Genomic DNA, 13,000 nt, shown 5'->3' with positions numbered 1-13,000 from the left:
CCACCCCGCCCCTTCCCGGAAGCCCCGCCGGAGGGACTCCGGGCGAGCCGCATCGGCGATCGGGCAGCGGGGCGCAGGGCGGAGCCCCGGTTGTGGGAGGGACCGGGACCGGAGCCGGAGCCGGGGGCGGGGGCGGCACCCGGGCCGGCGCCGCGACCGGGGCCGAAGGCGGGGCCGGCACCGGGGGGAATCCACCGTCCTTCCAGCAGATGTGGGCCGACCTGCTCCCCGTCGGCCGCGACGGCGGCAGCGGTGGATACCGCCGCTACGCCTGGACCGACGCCGACGCCGACTGCCGGGCATGGTTCAAGGCGCAGGCCGAGACCCGCGGCCTGGCCTACGAACTCGACCGCAACGGCAACCAGTGGGCCTGGCTGGGTGCCGCGACATACAAGGACGTCGCCCACGGCGACGCCGTCGTCACCGGGTCGCACCTCGACTCCGTCCCCGACGGCGGCGCCTTCGACGGCCCCCTCGGTGTCGTGTCGTCGTTCGCCGCGCTCGACGAACTCCGCCGCAGAGGTGCGGAGTTCACCCGCCCGGTCGCCATCACCAACTTCGGCGACGAGGAGGGCGCCCGGTTCGGGCTCGCCTGTGTCGGCTCCCGGCTCGCCGCCGGCCGGTTGACGCGCGAGAAGGCGTACGACCTCAAGGACGCGGACGGGACCAGCCTGCCGCAGGCCATGGAGGCGGCCGGACACGATCCGGCCGCCATCGGCCCCGACCCCGAGCGCCTGGCCCGTATCGGCGCGTTCGTCGAGCTGCACGTCGAACAGGGCCGCGCCCTGGACCTGACCGGCGACGCCGTCGGCATCGCGTCCGCGATCTGGCCGCACGGCCGCTGGCGGTTCGACTTCGCCGGTGAGGCCAACCACGCCGGCACCACGCGGCTCGCCGACCGGCGCGACCCGATGCTGACGTACGCACAGACCGTCCTCGCCGCCCGCCGCGAGGCGGAACTCGCCGGTGCCGTCGCCACCTTCGGCAAGGTCTCCGTCGAGCCGAACGGCGTCAACGCCATCCCGTCCCTGGTCCGCGGCTGGCTCGACTCCCGCGCCCCCGACCAGGCCACGCTGGACACGGTCGTCGCCGCCGTCGAGCAGGCCGCCAGGGAGCGAGCGGCCCGCGACGGCGTGGACCTCGCGGTCGTACGGGAGTCCTTCACGCCCGTGATCGAGTTCGAGCACGCCCTGCGGGACGAGCTGAACAAGATCCTCGGCGGGGCCGTCCCCGTCCTCGGCACGGGCGCGGGACACGACGCGGGGATCCTCTCCACGTCCGTCCCCACCGCCATGCTGTTCGTACGCAACCCCACCGGGGTCTCGCACTCCCCGGCCGAGTCGGCGGCCGAGGACGACTGCGTGGCCGGGGTGCTCGCACTCGCCGACGTACTGGAGGGCCTGGCGTGCAGGTGACCACCTACTGGCTGGAACACGCCTGGCTCGGCACCCACGTCGAACCGGGTGTCGCCGTCGACGTGGCGGACGGCCGCATCACCGCCGTACGGGACGGGGTCCAGGACCCGCCGCAGGGTGCGCAGGCGCTGCGCGGCCTGACGCTCCCCGGCCTCGCGAACGCCCACTCGCACGCGTTCCACCGTGCGCTGCGCGGCACGGTGCAGGTCGGCTCCGGCACGTTCTGGACCTGGCGCGAGGTCATGTACGACGTGGCCGCCCGGCTCACACCCGACACGTACTTCGCGCTGGCCCGCGCGGTCTACGCGGAGATGGCGCTCGCCGGCATCACCGCGGTCGGAGAGTTCCACTACCTCCACCACGCGCCGGGCGGTGTCGCCTACGCCGACCCCAACGCGATGGGTGAGGCGCTGATCGCGGCCGCCGGCGAGGCCGGCATCCGGATCACCCTCCTCGACACCGCGTACCTGTCCGCCGGCTTCGGGGAGCCCCCCAACCGTCACCAGCTGCGTTTCAGCGACGGCACGGCCGACGCGTGGGCCGAGCGGGCCGACGGCCTCAAGGACGGCGAGCACGTACGGATCGGGGCCGCGATCCACTCCGTACGGGCCGTGCCCGCGACCGAACTGCCGACGGTCGCCGCCTGGGCGTCCGCACGCAACGCACCCCTGCACGTCCACCTGTCCGAGCAGACCGCGGAGAACGACGCCTGCCGGGCCGCGCACGGCCGCACCCCGACCCGGCTGCTCGCCGACCACGGCGTGCTCGGCGCCCGCACCACCGGCGTCCACAACACGCACCTCACGGACGACGACATCGCACTGCTCGGCAGCACGGCGACGGGCACCTGCATGTGCCCGACGACCGAGCGCGACCTCGCCGACGGCATCGGCCCCGCACCCGCCCTCCAAGCGGCAGGCTCCCCCCTGTGCCTCGGCAGCGACAGCCACGCCGTGATCGACCTCTTCGAGGAGGCACGGGCCATGGAACTCGACGAGCGCCTGCGCTCCCGCACCCGCGGCCACTGGACGGCGGCTGCCCTGCTGCGGGCGGCCACGGCCGACGGGCACGCGGCACTCGGCTGGCACGAGGCGGGCCGCCTCGCACCCGGTGCGCTCGCGGACTTCACCACCCTCGCGCTGGACACCGTCAGGACAGCGGGACCGGCACCGCGCCTGGGAGCTGAGACAGCGGTATTCGCCGGGTCGGCAGCGGATGTGCGCCATACGGTCGTGGGCGGCCGCCATGTCGTACGGGACGGGGTCCATGCCGCCGTCCCCGACGCCGCCCGAGCCCTGACGGAAGCGATCGCCGCGCTGCACGGCTGAACCGCACCGGGCGGCTGGACCGCACCGGGCGGCTGGACCGCACCGGGCGGCTGGACCGCACCGCACGGCTGAAGGAGACACCCCGCATCATGAACAGCGGCCACGAGACGACGAACAACGCCCCGGCGACGCCCGCCCCCGCGACGACGAACAGCGCCGTCGCGACGACGGCCACCGTCATCACCAACATCGCCGGCCTGGTCACCAACGACCCCTCCCTCGGTGACGGAACCCCCCTCGGACTGATCAGGGACGCGGCCGTCGTCATCGACGGCGACCGCGTCGCCTGGATCGGTGAGAAAAGCAAAGCACCCGCCACTGACAACCGGCTCGACGCCGGCGGCCGGGCGGTCATCCCCGGCTTCGTCGACTCCCACTCGCACCTCGTCTTCGCCGGGGACCGGACCGCCGAGTTCAACGCCCGTATGTCCGGGCAGCCGTACGCCGCCGGCGGCATCCGCACCACCGTCGCCGCCACCCGCGCCGCGACCGACGCACGACTCGACGCCAACGTCGCCCGCTATCTCGCGGAGGCCCTGCGTCAGGGCACCACGGTCATGGAGACGAAGTCCGGCTACGGGCTCACCGTCGAGGACGAGGCCCGAGCTCTGCGGATCGCCGCGCGCCACACCGACGAGGTCACCTTCCTCGGCGCCCACATCGTCTCCCCCGACCACGCCGACGACCCGGCGGCCTATGTCGCGCTCGTGACCGGCGAGATGCTCGACGCCTGCGCCCCGCACGCCCGCTGGGTGGACGTCTTCTGCGAGAAGGGCGCGTTCGACGGCGACCAGGCCCGTGCGGTCCTCACCGCCGGCAAGGCCAAGGGCCTCATGCCCCGGGTGCACGCCAACCAGCTCACCTACGGCCCCGGCGTCCGGCTCGCCGTCGAGCTGGACGCCGCGTCAGCGGACCACTGCACCCACCTCACCGACGCCGACGTCGACGCGCTCGCGAACAGCGCGACGGTCGCGACGCTGCTTCCCGGCGCCGAGTTCTCCACCCGCGCCCAGTGGCCCGACGCCCGCCGGCTCATCGACGCGGGGGCGACGGTCGCCCTGTCGACGGACTGCAACCCGGGCTCCTCGTTCACGTCGTCCGTGCCGTTCTGCATCGCCCTGGCGGTACGGGACATGGGGATGACCCCGGACGAGGCCCTGTGGTCCGCGACGGCGGGCGGCGCGGCGGCCCTCCGCCGCACGGACGTCGGCCGCCTCACCCCCGGCGCACGCGCCGACCTCGTCCTTCTCGACGCCCCGAGCCATGTCCATCTGGCCTACCGCCCGGGCGTCCCCCTGGTGAACCAGGTCTGGCGGGCGGGCCGCCGCGCCGCCTGAACCGTCCGGAGCGGGCCGCCCGAAGCGCGCCGCCTGAACCGTCCGGAGCGGGCCCGGGGACCGACCGGTCGGCCACGGCCTACGGCGCCCCGGGCCGGTCCCGGCGAGGCTGGTCCCGAGGCGAGGCCGGTTCTAGGGAAGCAGGTGGCGCCAGCTGCTCGGGTGGGCCGCCAGGTAGTCGCGCAGGCCCTGGGCCGGGTGGCCGGTCAGGCGGGGGACGGCGTCGGAGACGGTGGCCATCTCGCCGACGGCGATCGCCTCGTACGAGGTGACCCAGCCCGTCACCTCCCACTCCTCGGCGCCGTAGCCGGCCCGGGAGGCGTATGCCTCCTCGCGGGACTCCAGGTGGTAGGTCACGCTGCGGCCGGTGACCTCGCTCAGGTCCTCGGCGGCCTCCGCGAGGGTGAAGGCGGCCGGCCCCGTGATGTCGTACACGACCCTGTCGTGCCTGCGGGTGCCGTCCAGCAGCACGGCCGCCGCCGCGTCGGCCACGTCGTCGTGGGCCACGGCGGCGACCCGGCCCTGGCCGGCGGGCCCGCGCAGCACGCCGTCGGCACCGGTCATGGCGGGGATGGCGCCCAGGTACAGGTTGTCCCGCAGGAAGGTGTGGCGCACCCCGCAGGAGCGGATGTACTGCTCGGTGTGCCAGTGGTCGCGGGCGAAGGTGAACGTCGCGTCCGGCGCCGCGCCGGTGAACGACACGTACACGATCCGCTCGACGCCCGCCGCGACCGCCGCCTCCACCGCGGTGCAGTGCTCCTTCACCCGGTCCGGCGACTCGTGCGCGGAGACCAGGAACAGGGTTTGCGCGCCCTCCAGCGCCCGCAGCATCGCCTCGCCGTCGCCGTACTCGGCGGGGTGGGCGGGCACCGCACCCGGCAGTTCCGGCAGCCGTGTGGGATCGCGGCCGATCAGCCGCGTCGCGGCGTCCGCACCGGAGAGCCGGCGCGCCACCCGGCCTCCGACGCGGCCGCTCGCTCCGGTGACTGCGATGACTGGGGCCATGGCGGTGTCCTTCCCTGGGGTCCGGCCGGTGTCGGGCCAAGTCTCGTCAACGGCCCCGGGTTCGCGTCGCGCGACATGCGACAGTGGGCGGATGCGAACCATCGGACTGATCGGCGGCATGAGCTGGGAATCCAGCGCGGAGTACTACCGGCTCCTCAACGAGCTCGTACGGGACCGGCTCGGCGGACTCCATTCGGCGCGGTGCGTCCTGCACTCCGTCGACTTCGCGGAGATCGAGAAGCTGCAGTCGGCGGGGGAGTGGGAGCACGCGGGCGAGATCCTGGCGGAGGCCGCCAGGGGCCTGGAGACCGCGGGCGCCGATCTGCTGCTGATCTGCACCAACACGATGCACAAGGTCGCCGGTCAGGTCGAGGCGGCCGTCCGGGTGCCACTGCTGCACCTCGCCGACGCCACCGCCGGCGCCGTACGGGCCGCCGGCCTCACCCGCGTCGGCCTGCTGGGCACCGCCTTCACCATGGACCAGGACTTCTACCGCGGACGCCTCGCCGGGCACGGCCTCGAGGTCCTCACGCCCGGCGCGGAGGGGCGCGCACTGGTACACCGGGTGATCTATGACGAGCTGTGCCTCGGCGTCGTACGCGACGAGTCGCGGGCCGCGTACCAGAAGGTCATCGGCGAGCTGGTCGCCGCCGGGGCCCAGGGCGTCGTCCTCGGCTGCACGGAGATCGAGCTGCTGATCGGGCCGGACGACAGCCCCGTCCCGGTGTTCCCCACGACCCGGCTGCACGTGGAGGCGGCCGTCGCCGCCGCACTCGCCTGAGGGGCGCACGGCCGGACACGCACGCACAGAAGAAGCGTGACGCTCCCTGTCGTATCGGGATGTTGCCCGGTAACGCCCTCGTCCGGGCAGCTCGTTGAGTGCTCAAGGAGGAGATCGGGGGGCCGAGTCGAGCGGTGTGCGCATCAAGGTCGTGACGCCGGGGGAGCCGGTCGCGGCTCGTACGGAGGCGTGGCGGGAGATGCGCGCCTCGACCGGCACGCCCGCCAACCCGTTCATGGAACCGGAGTTCACCCCCGCCGTGAGCCGGGTGCGGCCGGCCCACGGGCGGGCCTGTACCGGCTCGGCCGCGAACCGGTTCGCCGCGCCCTCGGCTTCGTACGGGGCCGCCCCCGGTTGGCCGCGCAGGCCCGGCGGGCGCTGAACGGGGTCGGCGGCAGCGGGGCGGCCCGGCTGCGGGCCGGCGCCGACCGGGCGTACGGCGAGGGGGACAGGCGAGCGTGAGACGCGTACTGAGCGGTTCGAGGAGACCGGACCGGCCCGCCCGCGGCCGCCGGCGCCGAGGATGCCCCTGTCCCGGGCGCCGTTGCCGGAGCAGTAGGGCATGGAGGCGGGCGCGTACGCAGGACGCCCATCCGCAGCTCGACACGCTCCCGCCCCGCGCTTCCCCGCTTACCCCTGGGGCGATGCGGATCAATGGGGCCCTTCGCCGTCAATAACGGCGAAGGGCCCGTTCCTTGGCGGAACGGGCCCTGGAGGCCGGCGCGGCGGGCGCCCGAAGCGGGTCCCCGTGCTCACTCCTCGAGGGTCAGGCCCTTGCGGAGCCTGCCCAGGGTGCGGGACAGCAGCCGGGAGACGTGCATCTGGGAGATGCCCAGTTCTTCCCCGATCTCGGACTGCGTCATGTTGGCGACAAACCGGAGCGAGAGGATCTTGCGGTCCCGCGGCGGGAGGCTCGCGATCATCGGCTTGAGGGACTCGACGTACTCGATGCCCTCGAGTCCGTGGTCCTCATAGCCGATGCGATGGGCGAGGGCGCCCTCGGAATCGTCGTCCTCCGGCTGGGCGTCCAGCGAGCTCGCGGTGTACGCGTTGCTCGCCGCCATGCCCTCGACGACCTCGTCCCTGCCGATGTCGAGACGCTGGGCGAGCTCGTCCACGGTGGGCGCGCGGTCCAGCTGCTGGGAGAGTTCGTCGCCGGCCTTGGCGAGGTCCAGTCGCAGCTCCTGAAGGCGGCGCGGCACCCGCACCGACCAGCTGGTGTCGCGGAAGAAGCGCTTGATCTCGCCGATGATCGTCGGCATCGCGAAGGTGGGGAACTCTACGCCCCGGGTGAGTTCGAAGCGGTCGATCGCCTTGATCAGGCCGATGGTGCCGACCTGGACGATGTCCTCCATCGGTTCGCTGCGGGTGCGGAACCGGGAGGCGGCGAACTTGACGAGCGCGAGATTCAGTTCGACCAGCGTGTTGCGGACGTACGCGTACTCGTGGGTGCCCTCCTCGAGGGAGGCGAGGCGTGCGAAGAGCGTCTTGGACAGTTCTCGCGCGTCCACCGCTCCCACCTCTTCGAACGGCGGGATCTCGGGCAGGCCCTCCAGGCCCAGCGGCTCCGCGGCCGTCTCGTCGGTGGGGGTGGACAGTGTCGACGGCGCGTGGGGGTTGCCCGTGGCGTCGAGCCGGGGTGACATGGTCTCCTCCATCGTTCTCGGCATATGGCTGCCGAAGCCGATACATGCTGCTGCGGTGAGCGGCGCCTCCAAAGCCGGCCGTGTTGGTTGTGTCCCTACTAGCCCTACCCGGTCGGCGGTGACGATCGCAAGTGCCATATCGGCAGGTTGTCTCTATTGTCGGTTAGTTCGGCTACCGAGAGGCGCAGGTAGGGCGTAGGGTTCGATCGACGTCAGCGCTGTCCGTCGACGGTGCCCGGCGTGATGCAGGACATGGTGGACGCAGTGAACGACACGGCGAAAAGGGACGGCATGGACCGCGAGACGGTCGGCAGCGTGAATCGGGGCCGGCTTCAGGTCGACGTTCGGACCGAGGGGCGCAGCGAGATTGTGAAACCGGCGGGTGAGCTCGATCACCACACCGCCGAACTGCTGCGTGTCCCCTTGGAGGAGGCGATCGAGCAGGGCAGGGTACGCCTGGTCATCGACTGCTCACAGCTCGAATTCTGTGACTCCACCGGGCTCAACGTACTGCTCGGGGCCCGGCTGAAGGCCGAGGCGGGTGGCGGCGGGGTCCATCTGGCCGGAATGCTGCCGGTGGTGGCCAGGGTCTTCGAGATCACCGGGGCCGAGGCGGTCTTCACCGTGCACGACTCCCTCGAGGACGCGCTGGCCGACTGACCGGCCGGGCCCGTGTTGCCTGTGTCACGCAGGCAGTGTGAACCATGTGGGTGTTGTCACGATTCGGTCGGGCAGGAGAACCCCCGCAGAGCGTTGAGCGCCCGGCACTCTGCGTACAGCAACTGCTACTTCGACCATGGCGATCTGGTGAAACGGTGAATCGGTGAGGTGAAGCGCTGATGAGCACCACCCGGCAGCAGCAGCCGGGCGACCTCGGCCCCGAGCCGGGTGGCGCCGGCGCGGCACCGGCCGTACCCGGCCCCGAGTCCGCGGGGGGCCCCGGCGGTGCCGTGCGCAGGCTTGCCCTGGGCGCGGCCAGTGGCATCGTCCCGCTCGCCCGTGACTTCACGAGACAGGCGCTCCACGACTGGGGGTGGCTGCCCGCCGCGACGGCCGACCGGAGAGCCGCCGCGGAGGACGTGCTCCTCGTCGTCTCCGAGCTGGTCACCAACGCCTGTCTGCACGCGGAAGGGCCCGAGGAGCTGCGGGTCGGCTGCGACGGCAAGGTGTTGCGTCTCGAGGTCGTCGACCGGGGGGCCGGGCACCCGTCGCCGCGTACCCCGCACCGGGCCGGGCGGCCCGGTGGGCACGGCATGTTCATCGTCCAGCGGCTCTGCATGGACTGGGGCGTGATGAGAACGCCCGGGTCGCCGGGCAAGACGGTATGGGCGGAGCTCGCCGCGCCGGCGTGAGCGCTCGCTGAATCTCCTGCGGATTCTCCTGTGGAGCACGTCGATACGGCGTGCTCTTTGTCTTCCCTCCCCACGCCCTCCGGCGTACCTTGGCGGCCGATCTGATGTGTCGTCAGTTGCCGTGCGGCCGAGGGGATCCGACGTGTCGTACCAGAAACGAACAGCTCTCGCGCTGGCAGCAGCCGCGGTGTGCCCGGCGGTGCTGATGGCCGCCCCCGCCGCGCAGGCCGCCGTCGTCGACGTCGACTACCGGTGCGAGACACCGATCGGGCCGAAGGGCGCGGTCTCGCCGATCGACATCAAGGCCGTGAAGAGCGGCAGCGCGTACAAGCTCACGATGTCCTTCCGGAAGGGCGTCTCCTCGAGCCCGGTCGAACTGGGCAAGGGCGCCATGAAACCGAGCGCGGTCATCGAACTCGGCGGCGCGGAGACCGGGAAGGTGCGGGTGTCGGGCCCGCCCAACGCGGCGGCCGTGCCCGCTGAGACGCCGATCAGGATCGGCGACCTCTCCGGTACGTACACCCCGGCGAGGAGCGGCAAGGTCACCTTCACGGCGGGTGTGCTGACGATCAAGGCGCTCGGCACGACCACGACCTGCACGCCGAAGAACAGCCCCGGGCCCTCCCTCGAACTGGACGTCACCGCGGCGGGCGGCGGGGACGGCTCCTCGTCCTCCTCGTCCTCCGAGCTTCCGAAGACGGGTCCGCTGGACTCGGCGATGGCGCTCGGCACGCTGGGCGGAACGGTTCTGCTCGCCGGGGCGGCCGGTGTGCTGTGGCTGACCCGGCGCGGCGGCGCGCACGGCGCCGCCGCCGTGGCCGCCGACGGCTCGCAGGGTCCGGCGCACGGGGGCCCGCGCGGCCGGGCCGCGGGCTGAGCCGTGCCGGCCGCCCTCGCGCTCGTACTCGCCCTGGCCGCGTCGCCCACGGCCGGCTGGGAGTCCGGGCGTGAGTACGTGTACCTGGAAGGCGGCCCCGGCACCGTGCTGGAGGACCGGGTCACCGTCACCAATCCGGGCCCGCGGCGGCTCACCGTGGACCTGCGGGCCTCCCGGGCCCCGACACCGTGGATCGCGCTCGCGGCGGACCGGGTGACGATCCCGGCCCGTACCCGGGCGGAGATCCCCTTCACCGTGACCGTCCCCGCGGACACACCGCCCGGCGAGCAGACGGCGACGATCACGGCGTCGGCCGGCGGCCGGTCGGAGCCGATCCGCATCCACCTGCGCGTGAGCGGCCCGGAGGTCCCGGCGCTCACGGTCGAGGACGTGTCGTACTCCGGCGGATCCGTCCACTACACCCTCGTCAACCGCGGCAACACGGCTGTGTCGCCGCGCGTGGCCCTCCACACCGACGGCCTTCTCACCGGCCCAGCCGACCGTCCGCCGCGCGAGCCGGGTCCCCTTCCGCCGGCGAGCCGGATTTCCCTGTCCGAGCGTTGGGACGCCCCCGCGCTGGACGCCGTCGACCTCCGTCTGCGGGTCACGGCGGCGGGCGGGGTACGCACGGAGTCGACGCTGTCGCGGACGTTCGTCCCCTGGCCGGTCCTGCCCGCGCTGCTCCTGCTGCTGCCCGTACCCCTGTGGTTCCGCCGCCGCGCCAAGAGAGCAGGAGGCTGACGATGCCGCACTCACCGCTTGCACGCCGGGCCGCCCGCCGGGCCGTGAGCGCCGTCCTTGCCGCCCTGCTCCTGCTCGCCGCCACCGCGCCTGCCGTCGCGGCTCCACCGGCAGCGGCCGCGTCCGCACCCGACGTGCGACTCTCCGCGCCCCAGGCCGGCAAGGGCGGCGACCTCACCGTCAGCGGCACCGGCTGGCGGCCCCGCACCCTGCTCATGCTGCTCATCTGCGGCCGTGCCACGCCCGCCCAGGGCGTGATCGGCGGCACCAACTCCTGCGCCAACGGGGACGGCCGCGCCGTCACCACGGACGCGGAGGGCGCGTTCAGCAAGAAGGTCCCGGTCGCCGAGCCGCCCGTCCCGTGCCCGTGCGTCGTGCACGTCGCCACCGTCACCGGCGAACAGCAGGCCGTCGATGCCGAGTTCGTCGTCGCCGGGCATCCCACCGCCCCGCTTCCGGAGCAGACCGGCGGCGGCAGGCTCGCCGTGCTCAGCACGACGCGGCTCGAGGGTGAATCGGGGCTCCTCGTCTTCTTCGGTGCCCCGCCGGCCCGGACGTTCGAGTTCACCGTCGGCAACCTCGGCACCGGCCCCGTCCGGGACCCGGTGTTCGAGATCGGCACCGCGCACGGCGTGTTCGCCCCGCAGTGGGAGGAGCAGCAGTGGCGGGGCACGATCAAGCCGGGCGAGAAGGCCCGGATCGAGCTGCCGGTGCAGCTCTCGGCCGGGGCGCACGGCGACTACTCGATCTCGGTGAAGTACGGCGGGAAGGTCCTCGCGGAGCAGCCGTGGGGCGTGCCTGTGCCGTGGGGCGTGACGATCTTCTGGGTTCTGCTCGCACTCGTCGTACCGGCCGCCGTGTTCCGCGTCGGCATGGCGGTCGTCGACAAGGTCCGCCCGCCCAGGCCGCGCCACGCCCGCGCCGCGCCCGCACCCGCAGCGCCCGCGCCCGCCGTGCCCGCGCCCGCCGTGCCCGCACCCGCAGCGCCCGCGCCCGCCGTGCCCGCACCCGTTCGGACACCACTGCCGGAGACGGCACCGCTGATCCCTGACTCCGCACCGTCAGAGAACCGACCCACGACGAAGGGACATTCGTGAGTACGCAACGGAGGATGAGCGCGGCCGGGGTCGCGCTGATGCTCGGCGGCGCGGGGATACTGCCGGCCGCGAGCCCCGCCCAGGCCGCCGAGGTCTCGTACGCGACGGAGTGCATCCCGCCGCCCATCTCCGGTCTGCCGCCCGTGCAGGGCACCACCAAGGTGCAGATCACCGCACCCGCGGAGGCGAAGGTCGGCGACGAGGTCGAGGTGGTGTGGAAGACCGTCCAGGCCGCGTCCAGGAACCCGAACGTCCTGGACCTGCAGAAGGACACGGTCAAGCCGACCGGCACGATCGCCCTGGGCGGCGCGGCGAGCGGCGAGCTGAAGCTGGAGGGCACCCGCCAGAACCCGCCCATCCCGAAGAACAGCCCGATGATCCTGCCCGACATGAAGGCCAGGCTGAAGCTGGAGAAGGCCGGCGAGGTGACGCTGACACCGGGGGCGTACGCCATCAACGTCTCGAAGCCGATTCCGACGGACACGAAGTGTGCGCCGAAGGAGACGGCCGGGGCGGGCGCGACGATCAAGGTGACGGAGGGCGGCGGCGGTACGACGTCGGGCGGCACCACCTCGTCGGGCGGCACGACATCCGGCGGCACGACGACGTCCGGGGGAACCACCTCCGGTGGCACCACCTCGTCCGGCGGCACGACGACGTCCGGGGGAACCACCTCCGGTGGCACCACCTCGTCCGGTGGCGCCTCGGGTGGCGGCGAGCCCACCGACCCCGGCCCGAGCGACTTCAAGGGCAAGGAGATCGAGGTCGCGTACGCCTGCAAGACCCCCATCGGAGACAAGAACGCCGTCTCCCCGGTCCGTATCGACGCCGCGAAGAACGGTGGGACCTACGAGCTGACCGTGAAGTTCTCCAAGTCCGTGATGGACAGCCCAGCCGACATCCCGGCCGACTCGGTGAAACCCTCCATGAAGGTCGCACTGGGCGGCGCCGACAAGGGCTTCGTGCACGTCGAGGGCCCGACCAACAAGGAACCCGTCAAGTCCGGAGAACCGATCGCGATCCCCGACCTCACCGGCACGTACAAGCCGGGCGCCACCGGCAAGGCGACGCTCAGCCCCGGCGTCCTCACGATCGAGGCGCTCGGCACCACCACGACCTGCACCCCGCCGGCCGGCGTCCCGTTCTCCCTGGAGCTCGACACGTCGGCCCAGCCGGGCGGCGCGTCGGGCGGTACGGGCGCCGGCGGCACCACGTCCACCTCGGGCGGCGCGTCAGGCGGTTCGGCCGGCAGCTCCGGCGGCCTCGCCGAGACCGGCGCGGAGCACACGGGCGCCCTGCGCGCCCTGGCCCTGGTCGCCGGCACGGTGATCCTGCTCGGCGGCGCGGTGTTCACGTTCACCCCGTGGCAGCGTCTGCGCGGCACGCGCTGACGCGCCGGGAAAGGACGGAGGGCCGCCGCA

13 protein-coding genes are annotated in these 13,000 nt (G+C 73.2%); 10 read left to right on the top strand and 3 right to left on the bottom strand.

The window, feature by feature from the left end:
- Window positions 1-209: 209 nt before the first annotated feature.
- The 3 genes from AB0903_RS14045 to hutI all read left to right on the top strand — a co-directional run bounded on the left by AB0903_RS14045 (window position 210) and on the right by hutI (window position 4,080).
- Window positions 210-1,415, top strand: a complete 1,206-nt coding sequence (locus AB0903_RS14045; RefSeq protein ID WP_366702380.1) for an allantoate amidohydrolase — start codon at window positions 210-212, stop codon at window positions 1,413-1,415.
- A complete protein-coding gene (locus AB0903_RS14040) occupies window positions 1,406-2,743 on the top strand; it encodes a formimidoylglutamate deiminase (protein WP_366702378.1) in 1,338 nt (445 codons plus the stop codon). Before AB0903_RS14045 ends, AB0903_RS14040 begins: the two co-directional genes overlap by 10 nt.
- A gap of 89 nt (window positions 2,744-2,832) precedes the next feature.
- On the top strand, window positions 2,833-4,080 hold the full coding sequence (hutI, locus tag AB0903_RS14035) for an imidazolonepropionase (protein ID WP_366702376.1): 1,248 nt from the start codon (window positions 2,833-2,835) through the stop codon (window positions 4,078-4,080).
- A gap of 132 nt (window positions 4,081-4,212) precedes the next feature.
- Here hutI and AB0903_RS14030 read toward each other — a convergent pair whose 3' ends face one another.
- On the bottom strand, window positions 4,213-5,085 hold the full coding sequence (locus AB0903_RS14030) for an NAD(P)H-binding protein (protein ID WP_366702374.1): 873 nt from the start codon (window positions 5,083-5,085) through the stop codon (window positions 4,213-4,215).
- Window positions 5,086-5,176: 91 nt separating this feature from the next.
- Here AB0903_RS14030 and AB0903_RS14025 point away from each other — a divergent pair, with 91 nt between their 5' ends.
- Window positions 5,177-5,866, top strand: coding sequence for an aspartate/glutamate racemase family protein (locus tag AB0903_RS14025; protein WP_366702372.1), 690 nt, complete (start codon window positions 5,177-5,179; stop codon window positions 5,864-5,866).
- Between the two features lie 102 nt (window positions 5,867-5,968).
- Here the strand turns inward: AB0903_RS14025 and AB0903_RS14020 are convergent, their stop codons facing one another.
- Entirely contained in the window at window positions 5,969-6,430 is a 462-nt protein-coding gene (locus tag AB0903_RS14020) for a hypothetical protein (RefSeq protein ID WP_366702370.1), read from the bottom strand.
- A 188-nt stretch (window positions 6,431-6,618) separates the two neighbouring features.
- Window positions 6,619-7,512 (bottom strand): RNA polymerase sigma factor SigF, encoded by an 894-nt coding sequence (locus AB0903_RS14015; RefSeq protein WP_366702453.1) that lies wholly within the window; start codon window positions 7,510-7,512, stop codon window positions 6,619-6,621.
- Between the two features lie 291 nt (window positions 7,513-7,803).
- On the opposite strand from AB0903_RS14015, the gene AB0903_RS14010 reads away from it, so the two are divergent.
- From AB0903_RS14010 to AB0903_RS13985, 6 genes are all read left to right on the top strand, one after another.
- Window positions 7,804-8,172, top strand: a complete 369-nt coding sequence (locus tag AB0903_RS14010) for an STAS domain-containing protein (RefSeq protein WP_366702451.1) — start codon at window positions 7,804-7,806, stop codon at window positions 8,170-8,172.
- A gap of 179 nt (window positions 8,173-8,351) precedes the next feature.
- Window positions 8,352-8,864, top strand: a complete 513-nt coding sequence (locus AB0903_RS14005; RefSeq protein ID WP_366702368.1) for an ATP-binding protein — start codon at window positions 8,352-8,354, stop codon at window positions 8,862-8,864.
- A 142-nt stretch (window positions 8,865-9,006) separates the two neighbouring features.
- Window positions 9,007-9,741: a peptidase gene (locus AB0903_RS14000; protein WP_366702366.1), complete on the top strand. Its 735-nt coding sequence runs from the start codon at window positions 9,007-9,009 to the stop codon at window positions 9,739-9,741.
- Between the two features lie 3 nt (window positions 9,742-9,744).
- Entirely contained in the window at window positions 9,745-10,482 is a 738-nt protein-coding gene (locus AB0903_RS13995) for a hypothetical protein (protein WP_366702364.1), read from the top strand.
- A 2-nt stretch (window positions 10,483-10,484) separates the two neighbouring features.
- Window positions 10,485-11,579: a hypothetical protein gene (locus AB0903_RS13990; protein ID WP_366702362.1), complete on the top strand. Its 1,095-nt coding sequence runs from the start codon at window positions 10,485-10,487 to the stop codon at window positions 11,577-11,579.
- A gap of 14 nt (window positions 11,580-11,593) precedes the next feature.
- Window positions 11,594-12,970: a hypothetical protein gene (locus AB0903_RS13985; RefSeq protein ID WP_366702360.1), complete on the top strand. Its 1,377-nt coding sequence runs from the start codon at window positions 11,594-11,596 to the stop codon at window positions 12,968-12,970.
- Window positions 12,971-13,000: the final 30 nt, after the last annotated feature.

The sequence above is a fragment of the Streptomyces sp. NPDC048389 genome, from assembly GCF_040706335.1.
Taxonomy (GTDB): Bacteria; Actinomycetota; Actinomycetes; order Streptomycetales; family Streptomycetaceae; genus Streptomyces.
The sequence above is the reverse complement of the archived record's forward strand: the minus strand, read 5'-3'. Positions and strand labels throughout refer to the sequence as shown.